This window comes from Scytonema hofmannii PCC 7110, from assembly GCF_000346485.2.
Classification (GTDB): domain Bacteria; phylum Cyanobacteriota; class Cyanobacteriia; order Cyanobacteriales; family Nostocaceae; genus Scytonema; species Scytonema hofmannii.
The window spans coordinates 3533234-3551857 of record NZ_KQ976354.1; the positions used below are offsets into that span (position 1 = coordinate 3533234).

Sequence of the window (18624 nt, forward strand, 5' to 3'; positions counted from 1 at the left end):
ATTCCAAATTTTCAGTTTCTTGATAAAGTTTATCTGCTCTACTCTCTAATAAGCTAGCATCTTCAAGATCGTTGTTTTCTAAAGCTTTTTCTGATGCCTCGTATAAATCTTCAATGATTTGATGTAATTGTAAGCTTTTAGCAATGCGTCAAGTGTTATTTTTTTCAACTCGGTACTACCTCACATTCTACATTCCTGGCGGGCGGGGACGCCCGCACCACAAGAAATTTTGGGACATTTTTTTATTTGGCAGTCCTAAGAATAAAACTTACCTGATATTGTAAATGCAGCCCAGTAGAAGGGGTGCTCGTAAAGCTTACTATCGGGTGGCAATTTACCGCTTCTATATAACTCAGTTGCTAAATTTGCTCTAATTGTAGTTCCTTCCCGATCCAATGTATTCAGTGTTTCTTCATACCACTTTTTCAGTTCTCCAGCTGTCACATTTCTAAGCCATTGTGTTGCTTCTAATAATGCCGTTGCGACTGGTAAATCCCGCATGAGTCTTCGATAAAACTCGATCATCACTAAAGCACTGGCTGATGATTCTACAGTCCAAAGAGTGCTGACTACATAATCAACTCCCTGGTTTAACAAAGTACTGACTAAACCCACATACTCAGTCGTAATCATTGAATTCCCAGTCATTGCTATTTCACAAGCAGAAAGGGTCAACAAATTATATTTTGCAATATTTTTTTGACAAATTTCTTCTATCGTTAACCTGTCTTCACCTGCTAAGAAGAATTCTGACTCTTGAGGCTGACTGAAATTATCGGTGACATACCCAGTAAAATGAAATATATTATAATCACCTGTTAAGGCTTTTTCTACTTGTTTTTTAGTCGCTTGCGAACCTTGAATGCGTTTGCACCAATGAAACATTTGACCGATCGCTTCCGATTCAAGCTTGGCAAATGCGAGGGCAAAATGATTTGTGCTATCTGAATTTTCAACGCTTAAGATTGGTAGATTTTGAACCCGCCATAGAGGTTGGGATTTCAAAGACAATCCTACTTGTACGCTGGGCAAATATGTTAGTGTAAAATTAGCTTGTGTTGGCTGTTGAAACTTTTCTAAAGGAGAATAAATCTGAAAAAGAGCATGAAGGGGAAATCTGTGTAAGTCGCGATGAGGAATGAGTATAAGATGGGTAATGTCTTCCAATTCATCAATAACTGCAGAGATGTTTAGGATGCTTTTTAGTTTTAATAATCTCTGTTCCATACTCGCAAGCCAAGAGTGATGGCTTTCATTGCGTGCATCAGGATTTGAATGACGATATGCACGCTCGTGTTGATTCCAATCTTCCAACCAATCCTCAAACTCAACTAAACGTTTTATTGCTTCGGGTAAAGGCATTTCTTCAGTCGCCTCTATATTGAGTATGGGTGTAAAAACGGGTATTGGCTCTGGGGATTTATATTTAATGATAAAAGTTCGTAGGGTACAAGGGCTAATATGCCAGTAAATAATAGCAGTTGTTGAGTTGAGAAGGTCGTGAATCGAACGGTAAGTCGGTGAAACAATGTCATCTTTCCAGCCAGAAATAAGCCAAGTTATACAAGCATTTTTGTGGTATTCTGCAAGTTCTAGGGCTTGTGCAATCTCACCAAACTGTATAGCTATATCAATTGCCAATTGCCAAAAACCTACATTTCTAAGACCTAGCTGTTTTTTATTATCATCTGAACGAGTCGGTTCATTTAAAAATTCTTGTAGTAAAGCTATAGCGTATTGATTAAATTCTTGTGCTTCAGATGGTTGTTCTAGTGCTATGTATGTTTTAACTATGTTTTGCACAACTTCTAAATGCAATTGAGGAAAATCATCTGCTGTTAAGGTTTTTAGGGAGCGATCGTACTCAATAATAGCTTCTTGCCAGTCAGAACGGGGTACGGTATCTCTTCGCCCTTTCTCATAATAAGCGTTACCCAGTGCTAAATGTAGTCTACCCCAGCCTTCGGCATGGGTGTATTGTAAAACATATTTCAGCCCTTCTTGATAGCTTGCTAATTTCCCTTCATATCCACGTGCGTACAAAGAAGGATTTGCTTCTGCTATGTTAGTGGCAATTGTGTGAGAATCATTATGTACTGCACTTCCCGCAGCTGCACCACGACCAATCCAAGCTTCCCAATAATCAATTTTGATTTCTAACGCACGATCGTAGGAGGCGATCGCTTCTTCAAATTTGCTTATATAAAATAGTGCGCCAGCGCGGTTATACCAAGCCAGATAAAAGCTGGGGTTAATTTCTACAGCCTTATCATAGGATGCTATGGCATCTTCACGGAGTTCCAAGTTTTCCAAAGCGACAGCACGGTTAAACCAAGCCAAGTAAAAGTCGGGTTTAATTTCTAGGGCTTGTTCCCAAGATGAAATAGCTTCATCCCAGTTTCCTATACTTGCTAGGACGACTCCTCTGTCTATCCAAACTTCGTATGCATCGGGTTTCAGTTCTGCTGCTTGGTCATAAGATACAATTGCTTGTTCTTTTTCCCCTAATTTTTCCCATGCACTTCCTAAGGCATACCATGCATCATAAAAATCTGGTTGAATGACAGTTGCTTGCTCTAAACTGGCAACTGCATCTTGATATCGCTCTAAATTAGACAGTTCTATACCCCTGTTGTACCAAGCTTCATAAAAATCTGGTTGAATTTCTATAGCTCTATCGTAAGAAGCGATCGCATCATTTCTTCGTTCCCCTTGAGCGAGTGCAATTCCTCGATAATACCAATGTCCTTGGTCTTCTGGCTGCAACATTAGGGCTTGATCGAAACTTGCAACGGCTTCTGTTTGATATCCTAACTTTAGCAATGCAGCGCCTCGGCTCGACCAAGCTTCAGGATAATCGAACTTAATTTCTATAGCTTTGTCGAAGCAAGCGATGGCATCCTCATATTGTCCTATCTCACCGAAAATTCCACCTCGGTAGTACCAGCATTTATAAAAGTCCGGTTTCAATGCGATGGCGCGATCATAAGATGCGAGTGCTTCAGTAAAATATTCTAGGTAAAAAAGAGTCAACCCCCTGTTAAACCAATATTCATGGGAGGTCGGGTTAATTTCAATCGCCTGGTTGTAATATGTAATTGCTTCTGATAAATTGCCCGCTTTGGCTGCAGCCAGACCCTGGTAAAACAATGCTTGTGCGCGTTCCTCAGTTAAATACAATTGTTCGTTCTGTAAATTTGTATTAACTGATGATTCAGTGGACTGAATTCCCAGATCGGTAGCCAGTTGCTGTACTAAACCTGTACTTTGCTCCAACCTTACCAACAACTCATCCAGCGTCACCGCTACAGTTGGCTGCGAAGAATCGTCTTCTGATTTCTCTATCGAAGCTGCTTGTTGGTTTTGCTCCAACCATGCTTGTTCCCCAACGTTGGGGATAGCTTGATAATTAGTAGTTGTAATTTTTGTATCCGGTCTGGTGAACTCCCACACCAAATCATTTACATTGCTTGTTGGTTTTTGCTGTGTAAAATTTGATGTATCTACCGGGATTCTTGTTTCCGCGTGTTGTGTAGAATTATTGTCTAAATGTTTTTCTTGCGAATTGTGTAGGAATTCTTCTATAGGAGTCAGACGAGCTGTGGCGATCGCAGTTTCGGTATCTTGTCTATCCGTATTCCAGTACGGATTCCCCAAGTTGCGTGTTAATACCCGTATTCCAATATCGTAAGAAAGCTCTCCAATTGTGCCAATCCCAAGTTCTCCGAGTTGCACCATCCGTTCTGCTACCTGATTGTTTGGTGCGCTCGAGGTTAAAAGCCGCTCTCCGAAGTCCAACAGCCAATCTATCCAGCGTTCTAGAGAAATCCGATTTTCCATCCTTTGGAGATACTTGATCGCCCATTGCTGTCCTCTTGCTTGATAGACACCTTCTAGAAGCTGGGTAAACAAAAATTCCAAATCCGTATCAGTAAGTTCGGGTAGTGGTTGCAGTACTGTCCTCTCCCCTGTTGGTTGAGTAGAACGAATCTGCTTTTCTCCAAAGGGATATTTGAAAATTTTGTTAAACCATCTTATTAGCCACTTGAGCATTTCGGGGACTCTTGGATGTTGTTCATTATAAACTTATAGCGGTGTTAACAGAGTTTTGAGTTAAGTGAAAAATCATTGAACTTCCATAAATTTTTAGTGTTTTTTTTGCGTGCTAACCAGTATTAGCAGTCTAATACTTCCAGTTACAGCACCACCACGAGCATACAACATTACGTCATTAAGGGCATAATTCTTGTTAAGAAAGCAACAATTATGTTGTTTTTGTACGATATTGGTGTTGCTCTCTGTCGGATAATGCATCAGTTGCTGCCAGGAGGTTTGGTATGAAATTATGCTTCTGCTTGATTTGGATTAGATTGACCCGATGCCTGAAATTGATTTAATAGTTCTTGGATAAGAATCTCTGGATCGTCTGTTTGAGTTCCTAATTGCTGGGCAATTTGTTGGCGTAGATTTTCATCCTGTTGTAACATTTCTAGTAGTTGGTCTAGCGTAACAGATTGATATTCACCTTCAGGTAAATTTTCTCCTTCCTCAGAAACTTCCTCTTGTTCGCTTAAGGTTTGAGTAGATCCTGCAAAATCTTGGCTAACCGCATCAAATCCGTCATATTCCCATATTGGCTCGCCGGAGTTGCGCGTTAACAACTTCATGCCAATATCATAAGCAGCATCTCCAACGGCTCCAACTTCTAACTCTCCTAGTTGTATCATTCGGGAAGCCAATTCGTTGTTAGGTGAAGATGATGCCAGCAATTTCTCCCCAAAGCGTTGTAACCACTCCACCCAACGTTCAGTTGAAACCCGGTGTTCAATATTATGCAGCCATTTCTGCGCCCACACTTGCCCTCGTGCTTGATGGACACCTTCAATTAGCTGAGTAAAGAGAAATTCCAAGTCTGTATCTGTTAGGGGTGGAGGTGGCTGTTGTTGAGCATGAGTCTCTACTTCGGCTGGTGTGTGTCTCCCGCCAAATAAGCGTTGAAATAACTTTTTGAGGAATTGAACTAGCCGATTGAACATCTCCCGCACCCATAAGTGTTGGTGGTTACCCTAAGATTGTAGCGATGTATGGAGAAAGCAGCTACGCATTTATGAACTGAACTCCTTACGCTGACTCGTTTAATAACGATATCTCATTTAATAACCACTCTTCCATTTACTCAATGCCCATTTGCCAACTAGGGGGTAGGGAGTAGGGAGTAGGGGGTAGGGGGTAGAGAAAAGAAAATTGACAATTGCTTAACAACCTTCTGCTCAACATACTCCACACATCAAACCTTTCCTAGTGTTGTTATCTAATGAAAAAGATTTACAGGTTTTTTCTTTTCTGTTTCACAATAATCTGGTATAATTGTACTAATATAAGTAAAACTTTTGTGTCCTAACTTGAGTTTATACATTTAAAATGTTGTGACGGCGTCACGAACCAATCTCCATTGAGAGTGCGGGATAAAGTGGTGCTGTAAATAAATTTGTCCATCCCAAACTCTATTGGGTGTTATTCGTCTTCATCACAAACAAGACACAGACATTGCAAATTCATGTCCTACGAACCGCTTCACCATAAGTATCGCCCAAAGAGTTTTGCTGAATTGGTAGGGCAAGAAGCAATCACCACCACCCTTACCAACGCCATTCGTGCAGCTAAAATTGCCCCTGCTTACTTGTTTACTGGTCCTAGAGGTACTGGAAAAACTTCTAGCGCCCGTATTTTAGCAAAATCTCTCAATTGTCTCAAAAGTGACAAACCTACAGCCGAACCTTGCGGGGTCTGCGATGTTTGTCAAGGCATCACCAAAGGTTACTCTTTGGACGTAATTGAAATCGACGCTGCCAGTAACACTGGTGTCGAAAATGTCAGAGATATGATAGAAAAGGCACAATTCGCTCCAGTTCAGTGCCGCTATAAGGTTTATTCGATCGATGAATGTTTAACTGGAGATTCTTTAGTTTTAACTAGTGAGGGTTATGTTAGAATTGGGGATCGCAACATCAAAGGCAAGCAGGTTCTAAGTTACAACGAATCATTAGGAAACTGGGAATTTAAGAAAGTTCTCAGGTGGTTAGATCGGGGTGAACGCCAAACGTTAGTTATAAAAACAACAAAGAGTGAAATTAGATGCACTGGCAATCACTTAATTAGGACTGACCAAGGATGGGTAGCAGCAAGAGACGTAAAAGAAGGAATGAAGATACTATCCCCTGTGAATGTGGATGCGGTACTCTCATTTACAAATTTGGAACGGATGGACGTATACGCCGATTTGCCAGTGGACACCAATTTAAGGGAAATAAGTACGGGCAAAAATCATACGACCTGGAATCCATCCTTAAACAAGCTGAATTACTACGTCCCTTCTGTGGCTGTGGATGTGGAAAAAAGCTTGATATTCCCGCCTTTTTACAAACAAAAGGTAAAGGACTTGTTAGTATACAGTCCCATTGGCACAGACACCCATACAAAAAGGGACACGGGATTTGGGAACTTAGAACGGAACATTTCCTTGCTGAGGCTGAAGTTTTGTCATCAGAAACGCTCGGACTTATTTACGGAACACTCCTTGGCGATTGCTCCATCACTTACCCAAATAAAAACAGCCGATTTCCCAGATTGGCTTGGACTCACGCTCAAAAGCAACAAGAATGGTTGGAATATAAAGCCCATCGCCTTCAAGTACTACGACCAAAGCTACGATTTACACCTAACCAAGGATACGGAACTCAATCAGTCACCTGCAACACGTTCTGCCATCCCCAACTCAAAGACGTTTTTGACACCGTTAAACCTAATGGGGATAAAAAACTTGTCTCAACAGAGTGGCTCAAGCAAATTTCTTCAGAAGGGCTTGCTTGGTGGTTTTGTGATGACGGTTCCCTTAGCATCAGCCCAGAAGGATACCCACAGATTCAATTGCATACAGAGGGATTTTCTCCCAAAGAAAATCAAATTCTTGCCAGTTGGCTTACAGAAATGGGCTACCCAACAAAAACAAAGTTTTACAACAGGAGCAGTACAGGTAAAACATACCACTACATATGGATGGGCGCAGACACTAGTAGAAAATAGTTGGCAGACCTCAAACAGTATTCTATTCCAGCAATGGATTACAAGTTTGGAAACGGTCAAATATGTCCGCCTCGCTGGGGTTGAGCGCGTTTATGACATAGAAGTGGCCGACAATCACAACTTCATAGCTAATGGATTGACCGTTCATAACTGCCATATGCTCAGTACGCAAGCGTTTAATGCGTTACTGAAGACTCTAGAAGAACCACCTAAATATGTTGTCTTTGTCCTCGCAACAACTGACCCGCAACGGGTACTACCAACAATCATTTCCCGATGTCAACGGTTTGACTTTCGGAGAATCAATTTAGAGGCGATGGAAAAGCATTTAAGTCATATCGCCTATCAAGAAAAAATTAATATTTCTCCAGAATCTGTCACTTTAATAGCTCAAATTTCTCAAGGAGGGCTTCGGGACGCAGAAAGTCTCCTCGATCAGTTAAGCTTGTTAACTGGTGAAATCACCCCAGAACGAGTTTGGGATTTGGTCGGTTCAGTGAGTGAATGGGATTTGCTGTATTTACTGAATGCGATCGCATCTAACAACCCCGAAGCCGTTCTAGATTATATACGTAAAATTTTAGATCGAGGTCGAGAACCGTTAATTGTTCTCCAAAACTTTGCCGCATTTTACCGAGATTTACTGATTGCCAAAACAGCACCAAATCGTGACGATCTAGTGACTTGTACCCCTCAAACTTGGGAAGCACTGATTGATTTCGCCCAAGAATTTGAAATAGGAACAATTTTGGCAGGACAACAACTGTTGCGAACCACTGAAGCACAACTAAAAAACACCACCCAGCCACGTTTGTGGTTAGAGATAACATTATTGGGACTGTTACCCTCAGCAAATCTTGGAACTCAACAAACACCTCAGCAAAATGGCAAATTATACACTCCCACCGCCAGAATTACAACCCCACCCCCTGCATCGCCTCCAATCTCCCCCCCTCCCTCACTCCCTCACTCCCCCTCCCTCCCCCCTTCCCCCACTCCCTCACTCTCCCCTCCGCCCCCTGCGTCCCCCACTCCCTCACTCCCCCCATCTCCCCCTCCCTCTTCCTATGAACCTCAAACAGCAGGAGAGACAGGGTATGACCTCAATCAAGTTTGGCAGCAAGTTCTTGCGAATCTTCAACCCATTTCAAGAAGAGAGATCTTGCGTCAAATGTGCCATTTAATTGAATTTGATGGAAGTTTGGCACGTGTTGCAATTAAACAGGCATGGTATAAAAAAATGCAAGCAGATCAGCCTAAAATTGCAGCAGCATTTAAAGTAACTTTTAATACAGATATTCAAGTTAACCTAGAGCTAGCAACTTCCTCAACTTCTACTTCCTCTCAAACTTCCTCGACTCAAAAGAAGTCAACGGCATCCCCTCGTCCCCCTATCAGTCACGAAGCACACCCCACTCCTGCACCTCCTTTACCCACCCCTTCTGCACCGAGTGCGCCACCCCCCGAAACCATTCAACCAAACAAAACACCGACTCCAAAAACGGAATCGGTGACAAATACTAAAACATCACAAAATACGGCTCCACCTCAAACGCCAAATCCACCCGCAATTCCTACAACAAATTGGGAAACTGACGAAGGAGCAATTGCTGCTCAACGATTAGCTCAATTTTTTGATGGAGAAGTTATTCGATTGACAGATGATACTGAATTACGCGATTCTGGCACTTCATCTAATTGGGATGATGAATCAGAAACTGATGATGAGTTTTAGGAATTGGTCACTGGTCACTAACTCTTCCCTTGATGTACCGTTTTCACCCATTTCAAACGCTTTGGTCGTACTGACATGCGGGCAGTGGCAGTACTCATGACTACTAGCCAATGGAACATATACAATGTCCCGCGTAGGGTCTGAAGCATTAGTAGAAGAGTTGTAGAAATTTTAAACTCCTTGTCTTTACGTATGCGCCTTAAACCCGCAAACATTCCTGTTATTGACATCGTTACTGTTAAGCCTGTTACGGGGCTTAAAATTGGTGGACGATGTCGTACTATTGCCATCAATAAATCTGGTACTGCGGCTGTAGGTAAGATGTACTGTAACAGCATATACATCAATAAATCCCAGGTTTTACGAGTCCCCATACGGTTTTTGAGAATGAGATCCCAATAATCCAAATACCGTTGGTATCCACCTTCTGCCCAACGATTGCGTTGATGCCAAAGTGCGATCGCATTTGTGACACCCTCTTCTTCTACCGTTGGATTGAAAACGCACTCAATGTTCCAGTCATCAAGATGCAAGCGAAACGTCAAATCTAAGTCATCGGTAATTGTTTCCTCACCCCCCCCGCCACAACGCAGTAGGGCTTCTCTCCGAACAAATTGACCGTTTCCCCGCAATTCACCAATGCCACCCGTAGCAATTCTTTGCTGCTGCATATGAGCATCAAGTGCCATTTCTGCTGCTTGACCTTTTGTCCAGAAATTCTCTGCGGCATTGGCAATAACTTTTCTTACCTGTACCGCACCTAGATTTTCTTTTTGAAATAAAGGTATGACGCGCAGTAGTAGGTCTGATGACACTTGGGCATCCGCATCAAACACTGCCACAATTTCCCCCTTGGTCAGAGGTAAAACCTGATTTAAGGCACCCGATTTGCCTCCACCCGCATCTGGTTCTCGCCGCAAAACCTTCAGTTTTTGGTACTCTTGAGATAAGACTGCGAGTACATTGGGTGTTTTGTCAGTACTGTTATCGTCAATAATCCAGACTTCGTAACGTTCTTCTGGATATTCTAAACTACAAAGGTTTTTGACTAATCGGTCTATAACCGCTTCTTCATTTTTAGCTGCTACTAAAACAGAGACTAAAGGCCAATCCCCTTGCATTTCTTCCAAATGTTTTTTGGGTCTAGCAAATACTGCTACTAGGGTATGAATGCCTAAGATTGTCGTCAATCCCAATACAAACAAAGTACCCCAAGAAACTAAATGCAGGGCGATCGTACCACTCCAGACTATTGTCAAAACCAGAGCAGCTTTGCGTCTGCGACCTCGAAACCGGGATGGAAGAGACATAGAACGCGATGTCTCCTCCTCTGACTCTTCTGATACTGATAGGTCAGTAAGCAAGGAGAAGTTTGAATAGCGCAAATCGCCGCTCAAATCTTCCGAGGAGTCAAGGGGATCGAGTTCTTTATAAGGATCGTTTTCGGGCCAGGGATTCGCTGGCATAGGTAACTTGGTTTAAGCAACAGTATTTATTTACACCCGTCAAGAAGTTGGGCATCAAGTAACACCAAAATGTGCAACCTCTACATACATTGAGCTTACCTTGAGATTGGTGGTATTTTTCAATCTTTTAAAAACTCATTAAAATTCTAAGGTACGTCCGCCCTTGGCGTCTCCCCTTGGGAGACGCCCCGTTACGAAGCGTGCGGGGTGCTGACGGTAAATCTCGTAGAATTGTCCCATTTTAACACTGGTCACTGGTCACTGGTCACTGATTTTTGGGAATACTATTGACAGCCGTTAATGTATCTAGTTGTCAACTTAACATTAGGAATATTCAGAGTATGTCTATCGATCAACTCCAGCCCGCCACTCAACAACAAGCAAGTGTTTACCTGCCTTACATTCAAGGTAATAACAAGCGTAATTTCTTGCCCTTTGCAATTGGTCTCTACCAAAAGGGTGTTTTGGAAGGTCACCGCAAGATAGAAGGCAGTGACAATATTCCCTTTGTTGCGACTTGGAATGTTGCTACTTTGCCATCAGACTTGACTCGCTGTCGAGTCCAGTTTGACGGTAATGCCGAATTGAGCTACGAAGTGATGATGGCAAGCTTCGAGTTTATTGTTTTTTTAATCGAACTTTTAGAAAACTGTAAACGCCACCGCACGACAGATTTTTCCCAAACCTTCTACCGGAAGTTGCTGCGTATAGAAGATTGAAAGCCCCTAACCCCTGACCCCTGACCCCTGACCCTTATGTTCAAGGCACTTCCGCAAAGGATGTGGCAGAATGCAAGAGTGCTGAAAGCTAATTAACGTTTGAAACTAGGAGTGCATGAGTGCCAAAGTTCACTAAATATTTGTTGATTGGATCTACAGAGGCTTACTGCGGTAAATCTGCAACAATTCTTGGTTTATCTCATCAACTTCAGCAAAAAGGGCTTGATATTGCTTACGGTAAACCATTAGGGACGTGTTGGAACAAGTCCTTGGACAGTTTGGTTGAAGAAGATGTTCAGTTCATTACAACTAGCCTTAATTTACCGGAAAACCGGATTGCGCCTACCATGCTGAACTTAGATGAAATTACCGTGCAAAAGTGCTTGCAAGGGTTAGACCAAACTGATTATCAAAAATCTTTGGAGCAGCAATATTCGCGGATGCAACTCGGCGATTTGGTGTTACTCGAAGGACCGGGAAATTTGGACGAAGGGAGTTTGTTTAATTTGTCCTTGCTACAAGTAGCAGAAGTCGTAAATGCATCTGTCCTGTTAGTAGCTCGTTATAAGTCGCTACTTTCCGTTGAACCATTAATCTCTGCCAAGCAGCTGATCGGCGATCGCTTGATTGGTGTTGTCATTAACGATATTCCTACAGAACATCTGTCCACCGCTAACACTACCATGCGCTCTTTTTTGGAACAACAAAGTATTCCCGTACTGGGTCTGTTGCCAAAAAGTGATTTATTACGCAGTGTGAGCGTACACGAACTGGCAAAGCAGTTAAACGCAGAAGTTTTGTGCTGTAGCGATCGCTTGGATTTAATGGTAGAAAGCCTTGCTATCGGCGCGATGAATGTCAATGCTGCCGTAAAGTATTTTAATATGCGCCGGAATATGGCAGTTGTGACAGGGGGCGATCGCGTGGAAATTCAACAAGCTGCTTTAGAAACTTCCACCCATTGCCTCATTCTTACCGGACAGCTACCACCTCCTTCCTTCATTCTCAGCCGCGCTGAAGAATTAGAAATCCCAATTTTATCCGTTGACTTGGATACCCTCACCACCGTGGAAATTATTAATCGCGCCTTTGGTAATGTGCGCCTTCACGAACCAATCAAAGTTCAGTGTATTCGCCATTTTATGGCAGAGCATTTTGACATCGATCGTTTGCTTTCCCTACTGGATTTTAATCCAGCAGCAGCACTACAGTAAATTGGGGAATAGGGAGTAGGGAGTAGGGAGTAGGGAATAGGGAATGGGGAATGGGGAAATGCCCAATGCCCAATACCCAATCTAGATATTCATCCGAAAACGCCCTGTGTCTGCTAAAATATCTTGGTCGTTTAATCTACTATTTGTCCATCTTTGAGCCAGTCAATAGACCTTATTAACGTCGATACATTAGCGCTAGAACTGGCGACAATCCAGCAAACAGGTTCCAAAAGAATCGCGTTGCTGGGATCTCGTCATGTCCCGATTACCCATCAGAATCTTATTGAAATGATGAGCTATGCCTTAGTTCTGACGGGCAATCGGCTCATAACTTCTGGTGCTACTGGTACCAATTCAGCTGCTATTAAGGGAGCAATGCGGGCTGATCCCAATTTGTTAACGGTGATTCTACCTCAAAGCTTAGAACGCCAACCCTTAGAATCACGTCAGCAACTCGAACAGGTGATGCATCTGGTTGAAAATCCTACCAATAATCATCTGTCTCTTGCAGAAGCGAGTTATCTGTGTAACAAGGAGATTGTCTCCCGTTGTCAGCAACTCATCTGCTTTGCATTTCACGACAGTCGAACTCTACTGCAAACTTGTAAGGATGCAGAAGAACAAAGAAAACTAGTAACCCTATTCTACTTTGATTAGTCATGAGTCATTTGTCCTTTGTCCTTTGTGCTTTGTGTTGGACTAATGACCAATGACTCATGACTAATGACCAATGACTCACGATCGATAACTAATGACTATTTTTTTGTACTCTATTGCGGCAGCTGCCGTTCTCATTTACGTGCCATTTTTAGTGGTAGGTTATGGTCGCATGCAAGTTGGATATGATATATCCGCGCCTCGCGCTATGTTTGATAAACTACCACCACTAGCTCAAAGAGCAACTTGGGCGCACCAAAACTCGTTTGAAGCGTTTATGATTTTCACGGCAGCCGCATTAATGGCATACGTAACAGGTGTGAATTCTCCCATAGCAGCAGGCGCTGCTGTCACCTTTATTGTAGCTAGATTGCTATACTCAGCTTTTTATATTTTTAATGTTCCCATTTTGAGATCCCTTATGTTTGTCGTTGGCTCTCTTGGGTCTGCCACTCTCATGGCCTTCAGTATAATGGAAGTAACTAACAAATAAGTACAGTGACCAGTGACCAGTGACCAGTGACCAGTGACCAGTGAGTAGTTAGTAGAACAATTAACCACTAACTACTAACCATTAACGAGTAGCAATTTAAAAATTTCCTATGGCTTCTACCTTTTCCTTTGATATTGTCAGCGACTTTGACAGACAAGAATTGGTCAATGCAGTCGATCAAACTGTGCGCGAGATTAAAGGTCGTTACGACCTTAAAGATACTCAAACAACTGTTGAATTAGGAGAAGACAGGATTACCGTTAATACTGATAGTGAGTTTACGTTGGAAGCAATACACGGCATACTGCGAGATAAAGCTGCTAAACGCAATCTCTCACAAAAAATATTTGATTTTGGCAAAGTTGACTCTGCTAGTGGTAATCGCGTGCGTCAAGAAATTACCCTAAAAAAGGGCATCAGTCAGGAAAATGCCAAGCAAATTTCCAAGCTTATTCGTGATGAATTCAAAAAAATCCAAGCATCAATTCAAGGAGATGCTGTACGTGTTACAGCTAAAAGTAAAGATGATTTGCAAGCTGTGATTCAAAGGTTGCGGGAAGAAGATTTTCCCGTTGCTCTGCAATTTACAAATTATCGGTAGGGTTAGTTGTTGGTTGTTGGTAGTTAGTTGTTCTACTAACCACTAACTACTAACTACTAACCACTAACCACTAACCACTTAAAGAACTTTGTGGGTATTGGGATGCTGTTTAATGTTGTCTTCTTTGGTGACGTTTCTTGACGCATTTAATACTCGTTTGCGGTCAGTAGAGTATTGAAAATCTTTATAGGTTTTACCTAGAGGAATCAGAGTTTTTGCTACTTCGCGACGCTTGTAGGTACGAGCAGCTGCGATCGCCCGTTCCATAAAATCATGACCAAGTTGGGCAGATTCAGGAAATTCAGAGGGAATTTTAAGCTTCTCCCCATCCACTAAGCTGCCTAAAGTGGTAGCATAAGCAAGCTTATATGAGGTATTAATACCTTTAAAGAGCGTTTCTAGGGAAGCAGAGGGAATTGGTTCTACAATATCGACTTGATGAACTTCTCCGTCTTCTTTTACAAAACAGGTTGCTAAACCGATGACGATGTAGTCATCTGCCGTTAGGTCGGGTGCATTGGAAGAGAAAATTACTGTTGCCATAACAAATTTTGTCAAAACTTTACAAAGTTTACAAGAAGGTTTAATTCAAGCTTTTCAGGTGCGGAACTACCCAAATTTCTGTGAAAGTCCGGAGTTCTGAGTAATGAGTCCTTCGTAATTTCCGCAATCCTACTCATTCTTTATCAGTCAGACCTCTGTACTATCAAAGCACTGAACTAGGGAGTAGGGAGTGGGGAATGGGGAATGGGGAGTAGGAAGCAGGTAATTTCTAACCCCTTATCTCTACTCTCTACTCCCTACGCCCTACTCCCTATTCCCTAACTCCATTGGTCATTTTATCAAGTTGAAGCTCCCTCTACTTGAATAATCTAGTGGATTGATAACTGCTGTATCTGGAATTGAACTTGGGGATGAAGTATCCATTATTAGATTGAAGCATCAATTATGTAAGGTGCTTCGATCTGGTGGAGAACCCCAAGAGCCATATGGCTCCTCTAAGCATAAATTCTCACTTGTTAGGACAACTCAAGTCCGGCTTGGATGCTTGCGCCCAAGTACTCGCAGACACCTTAACAAGTGACACAGGGGCAAAACCACAACAACGGTGAAACCTATAAGTTGATCTCAGAGAGCAAGCAGCTCAGGCAGGAAACTATGAACAGTCACTCATTTTTAGCTTCTGGTGACCAGCAAAATCACCTCCTCCCATTTGCACTAAATATAAACGCACCACGACAGCAAGAGGCTAACGGTAGAGACGAATCCGCTGTAGGAGATGGCTACTTGCGCTCTCGTGCTCTGACAATGGCTCAACAAGGACAGTACATTGCAGCAATTGAGTTGTTGAATCAGTTGATCGAGCGCCATCCTCTGAATGCTGTTGATTACAACAACCGAGGGCTGATTTATTTTCAAAGTGGTGAAACGGAAAAAGCTTTTTGTGATTACAATACAGCGTTAGAACTCAATCCTAAATTGGCAAGTGCTTACAATAACCGAGCCAATTATTATGCCGCTTGTGGAGAATTAGAAGCAGCACTAGAGGATTACGATCGGGCGTTGGATTTAAATCCGGGTCATGTGAGAGCATGGATTAACCGAGGTATTACCTTCCGCGACTTGGGGCAATATGAAGAAGCAGTAGAAGATTTTGAGGCGGCTCTACTTTTTGGTGAATTAGAAGGACATATTATAGCAGAGAGAGGCAGAACATATCATCTCTGGGGCGATTGGAATTGCGCGATCGCTGATTACCGTCGAGCTTTAACTTATCTACCTTCTTGTGGTTCAAAAAAAGGAGAACCAAGCTTCCGCTTGCGCTTACAAGTTGAAAATTGGTTGGATGAGTTGTTGCACCCGCAGTACTTAAGATGGTAGTTCTCACCTACTAAGAGTGACAAGAAGCAGTGTTTTGCCATGAACCATGAGGATTTGCCTTGGGTGGTTGAGCAACGAGAGTGACTTTACCATTCCGATCGACAACCCATCCTTGCGCTTCCACAATGTGACTGGGTGACGGGGAGATATTTTCACTTTTGAACTTTGAATTTTGAATTTTAAATTGATTAGTATTCCTGGGTTTTTGAGTAGAAACTACATTTATCTCTGGGTTTGAAAGTGACACCCACCCCACCTGCACATCATCAGATGCCAACATCTGATAAGGGCTGGGTGAAATTCCTCCACGTCCGGTAATCACAAATTCACTCTGCTGTCCATCTGTATCATCCTCACAAGCTTGGGCTACTTGAGTATCTGGTGGTGGAGCTTGTGGTAACTTGGTGAACCCACGATTAGGGTCAATTTCAGGAGTATTAATTTCAACGACACCATCTATACCAAATTCAGAACTGGCGGTAATGTCACTCTCAGGAGATAGCAAGATTCCCTGAGTATTGATGCTTATATTACCTCCTCTCCCTTTAGCCGCATTGGCAGTAATATGACTGTTCTCTAAAGAAACTAAGGTCTCTGTGTTAATATTTATATTGCCTCCATTCCCATCAGCTTGGGCAGTGCCAGCAGTGGCAGTTATGCTGCTATTACGTAATAAAATATCTCTGGCTGTGAGAGTGATGTTTCCACCTTCACCTGAGTTTGTTTCCGTTGAGATAGTACCTTGATTATCAAGATGGATAGAGCGAGCATTCACTTCTACTTTGCCTGCATTTGCAGTTGCTTCACCTCGAACACGGGCAAATAAACCACTGTTAGAACCATCGTTATCAACTGTCTCACCACCAAATTGTTGGCGTCGAGCATCGAAAGTACGATCGCTTTCAGAAATATGGACGCTATCCGTGGCATTTATAGTTATGTTACCTGCACTGCCACTACTAAAACTACTGGTTAAAATTTGTCCGCCGTCTGTTAACTTAAGAGTACCGATGTTAACAGTGATATTACCGCCACTTTTTCCACTCCTCGTTCTCGCACTGAGAACTGCTCCATTGGATATACGTAAAGCATTTGTAGTTACAGTAATATCACCGCCTTGTCCGGTTGCTCCTTGTTCGGTGGAACTTATTAACCCACTGGAGAATCCTTTTGTAGAAAAGCCGGAAAGATTCACAGAGTCTGAAGCATTGACGCGAATATTACCTGCTTTCCCATTTCCACGAGTTAGGGATTGAATCTCTGCTCCATCAGACAAAGAAAGAGTGCGCGAATAAATTTCAAGATCGCCTGCATTCCCAACAGCGCCTTTTTCTACCGTGCTGAAGATGCCAGTACTATCCCCAAGTCTTGCGATCGCGACTTTACTGGGTGCTGAAGTCTTGTCTTCAAGAGATGAAGAAGGACTGGGATTAACAATCGATATAAAGTCACCTACCCAAATATAGATATTTCCTGCATCTCCTTTTCCAAATGTACTGGCAACGACTTCAGTACCATTGCTGAGGAGCAGGGATTTCGCTTTGATAAAAATACTACCACTATTGCCTACTGCTTCAGATTCCACCGCGTTGGAGATGGAGCTTCTAGATATCTCGATCTCATCTGTAGCATTGAGTATAAGATTTCCAGCTTGGCTGTAGTTTGTCCCCAACCCTTGGGCAATACCAGCATTGAGACGGCTATCTGATATTTTGAGCGATTGCGCGTTAATAGCGATACTCCCGCCGTTGGAAGCGCGGACATCTATACTAGAGAAATTGCTGAGGGCTACATTAGCTTGTGCTACACTTTTTGGAAAACTTAAGTTTAGCAGGTCTCCGTTCATATTTAACCCTACAGTCCCTGCTTCTGCCAATCCACCCAATTCGACTCTTCCACCAGGAGCACTGAGAGATCCACCATCCAAAATGATGCTCCCACCAATGAATAACAAACTCTTACCATCTGCAGCACGCAAACCAGTTGAATTCGATTCAGGTATCTTTGGTGGTGGTGCTATGGATGGTGGTGGTGCGACGGGTGGTTTAGTAACTGGTGATAGTACTATCAGTTCTATTGGTGTTATGACTGAAGAAAAATATGATAGATCTGTTAATGATAGTGGTGCAATTGCTTCAGTAGCATCCTGAGTGGTAATTGTTACTGGTGTCGTTCCGACTGAGCGATCGACGACTATTGGTGCAGGATTTATTTGATTGAATAGAAAGGCTGATGGATTGACTGTAAGTAACGGCGGATGATCGGGATTGGAAGCACTGAAAAAACCGCGCTCGCCAAATTTAATGGCATTTGCAGTTGTTGCAACAAATGAACCTCCAACATCTAAACTGGCATTTTTACCAAAAATAATTCCGTTGGGATTCATAATAAACAAGTTGGCATTACCTTCAACACCAAGCTTCCCAAAAATTTTGGAGGCGTCAATCCCTGTGACTCGACTCAAAATGTTCTCAATACCGGATGGGTTAGCAAAGTAGACTTGTTGTCCTTCACCAATATGAAATTGTGAAAAGCTGTGAAATAGATTGGCTCCGCGAGTTGCTCCGCCTTCAATTCTATGGGTTTGGGAGTCGATCTGCGTGACTGTAGAACTTTCAGCACCTAAGGTATTATCTGGCACGGGCTTGAGTTCTTGAGCAGGAGCACAAGTTGTACTTAATGAGTACGTAGACAAGCCAATTGTTCCCACTTTTGTAAAAAAGCTCAAGTACTCTTGATGCTTACTTTTTTTGGACATTGTGTTTGTCACAGAAA

13 protein-coding genes are annotated in these 18624 nt (G+C 42.6%); 8 read left to right on the top strand and 5 right to left on the bottom strand.

Features of this window, described 5'->3' with window-relative positions:
- Nucleotides 1-255 precede the first annotated feature (255 nt).
- Nucleotides 256-4053 (bottom strand): CHAT domain-containing protein, encoded by a 3798-nt coding sequence (locus WA1_RS15060; RefSeq protein ID WP_017742578.1) that lies wholly within the window; start codon nucleotides 4051-4053, stop codon nucleotides 256-258.
- Nucleotides 4054-4343: 290 nt separating this feature from the next.
- Complete coding sequence (locus tag WA1_RS15065) at nucleotides 4344-5036, bottom strand: hypothetical protein (RefSeq protein ID WP_017742579.1); 693 nt, start codon at nucleotides 5034-5036, stop codon at nucleotides 4344-4346.
- A 521-nt stretch (nucleotides 5037-5557) separates the two neighbouring features.
- On the opposite strand from WA1_RS15065, the gene dnaX reads away from it, so the two are divergent.
- Entirely contained in the window at nucleotides 5558-8818 is a 3261-nt protein-coding gene (dnaX, locus tag WA1_RS15070; protein ID WP_066612884.1) for a DNA polymerase III subunit gamma/tau, read from the top strand.
- Between the two features lie 17 nt (nucleotides 8819-8835).
- Here dnaX and WA1_RS15075 read toward each other — a convergent pair whose 3' ends face one another.
- Nucleotides 8836-10284: a glycosyltransferase family 2 protein gene (locus tag WA1_RS15075; RefSeq protein ID WP_066612887.1), complete on the bottom strand. Its 1449-nt coding sequence runs from the start codon at nucleotides 10282-10284 to the stop codon at nucleotides 8836-8838.
- Nucleotides 10285-10625: 341 nt separating this feature from the next.
- On the opposite strand from WA1_RS15075, the gene ebsA reads away from it, so the two are divergent.
- From ebsA to WA1_RS15100, 5 genes are all read left to right on the top strand, one after another.
- Nucleotides 10626-11003, top strand: a complete 378-nt coding sequence (ebsA, locus tag WA1_RS15080; protein WP_017742581.1) for a type IV pilus biogenesis protein EbsA — start codon at nucleotides 10626-10628, stop codon at nucleotides 11001-11003.
- Nucleotides 11004-11122: 119 nt separating this feature from the next.
- A complete protein-coding gene (locus WA1_RS15085) occupies nucleotides 11123-12217 on the top strand; it encodes a phosphotransacetylase family protein (protein WP_017742582.1) in 1095 nt (364 codons plus the stop codon).
- Nucleotides 12218-12370: 153 nt separating this feature from the next.
- On the top strand, nucleotides 12371-12874 hold the full coding sequence (locus tag WA1_RS15090) for a hypothetical protein (protein ID WP_026134558.1): 504 nt from the start codon (nucleotides 12371-12373) through the stop codon (nucleotides 12872-12874).
- A gap of 94 nt (nucleotides 12875-12968) precedes the next feature.
- Nucleotides 12969-13367, top strand: a complete 399-nt coding sequence (locus WA1_RS15095) for an MAPEG family protein (protein WP_017742584.1) — start codon at nucleotides 12969-12971, stop codon at nucleotides 13365-13367.
- 109 nt (nucleotides 13368-13476) lie between these two features.
- Entirely contained in the window at nucleotides 13477-13968 is a 492-nt protein-coding gene (locus WA1_RS15100; protein WP_017742585.1) for a YajQ family cyclic di-GMP-binding protein, read from the top strand.
- 78 nt (nucleotides 13969-14046) lie between these two features.
- Here the strand turns inward: WA1_RS15100 and WA1_RS15105 are convergent, their stop codons facing one another.
- Nucleotides 14047-14511: a hypothetical protein gene (locus WA1_RS15105; RefSeq protein WP_017742586.1), complete on the bottom strand. Its 465-nt coding sequence runs from the start codon at nucleotides 14509-14511 to the stop codon at nucleotides 14047-14049.
- Nucleotides 14512-14957: 446 nt separating this feature from the next.
- Here WA1_RS15105 and WA1_RS59805 point away from each other — a divergent pair, with 446 nt between their 5' ends.
- Both WA1_RS59805 and WA1_RS15110 read left to right on the top strand, forming a co-directional pair.
- Nucleotides 14958-15080 (top strand): hypothetical protein, encoded by a 123-nt coding sequence (locus tag WA1_RS59805; protein ID WP_272819142.1) that lies wholly within the window; start codon nucleotides 14958-14960, stop codon nucleotides 15078-15080.
- Nucleotides 15081-15126: 46 nt separating this feature from the next.
- Nucleotides 15127-15849 (top strand): tetratricopeptide repeat protein, encoded by a 723-nt coding sequence (locus WA1_RS15110; RefSeq protein ID WP_026134559.1) that lies wholly within the window; start codon nucleotides 15127-15129, stop codon nucleotides 15847-15849.
- 10 nt (nucleotides 15850-15859) lie between these two features.
- Here WA1_RS15110 and WA1_RS15115 read toward each other — a convergent pair whose 3' ends face one another.
- Nucleotides 15860-18607 carry a two-partner secretion domain-containing protein gene (locus WA1_RS15115; RefSeq protein WP_017742588.1) on the bottom strand — a complete coding sequence of 916 codons (2748 nt, stop codon included), beginning with the start codon at nucleotides 18605-18607 and terminating at the stop codon, nucleotides 15860-15862.
- Nucleotides 18608-18624 lie beyond the last annotated feature (17 nt).

Coding starts and splice junctions, on each gene's coding strand:
- WA1_RS15060 (WP_017742578.1), bottom strand. CDS start 4,053: ATGCTCAAGTGGCTAATAAGATGGTTTAACAAAATTTTCAAATATCCC.
- ebsA (WP_017742581.1), top strand. CDS start 10,626: ATGTCTATCGATCAACTCCAGCCCGCCACTCAACAACAAGCAAGTGTT.
- WA1_RS15065 (WP_017742579.1), bottom strand. CDS start 5,036: ATGTTCAATCGGCTAGTTCAATTCCTCAAAAAGTTATTTCAACGCTTA.
- WA1_RS59805 (WP_272819142.1), top strand. CDS start 14,958: ATGGCTCCTCTAAGCATAAATTCTCACTTGTTAGGACAACTCAAGTCC.
- WA1_RS15115 (WP_017742588.1), bottom strand. CDS start 18,607: ATGTCCAAAAAAAGTAAGCATCAAGAGTACTTGAGCTTTTTTACAAAA.
- WA1_RS15095 (WP_017742584.1), top strand. CDS start 12,969: ATGACTATTTTTTTGTACTCTATTGCGGCAGCTGCCGTTCTCATTTAC.
- WA1_RS15110 (WP_026134559.1), top strand. CDS start 15,127: ATGAACAGTCACTCATTTTTAGCTTCTGGTGACCAGCAAAATCACCTC.
- dnaX (WP_066612884.1), top strand. CDS start 5,558: ATGTCCTACGAACCGCTTCACCATAAGTATCGCCCAAAGAGTTTTGCT.
- WA1_RS15100 (WP_017742585.1), top strand. CDS start 13,477: ATGGCTTCTACCTTTTCCTTTGATATTGTCAGCGACTTTGACAGACAA.
- WA1_RS15105 (WP_017742586.1), bottom strand. CDS start 14,511: ATGGCAACAGTAATTTTCTCTTCCAATGCACCCGACCTAACGGCAGAT.
- WA1_RS15075 (WP_066612887.1), bottom strand. CDS start 10,284: ATGCCAGCGAATCCCTGGCCCGAAAACGATCCTTATAAAGAACTCGAT.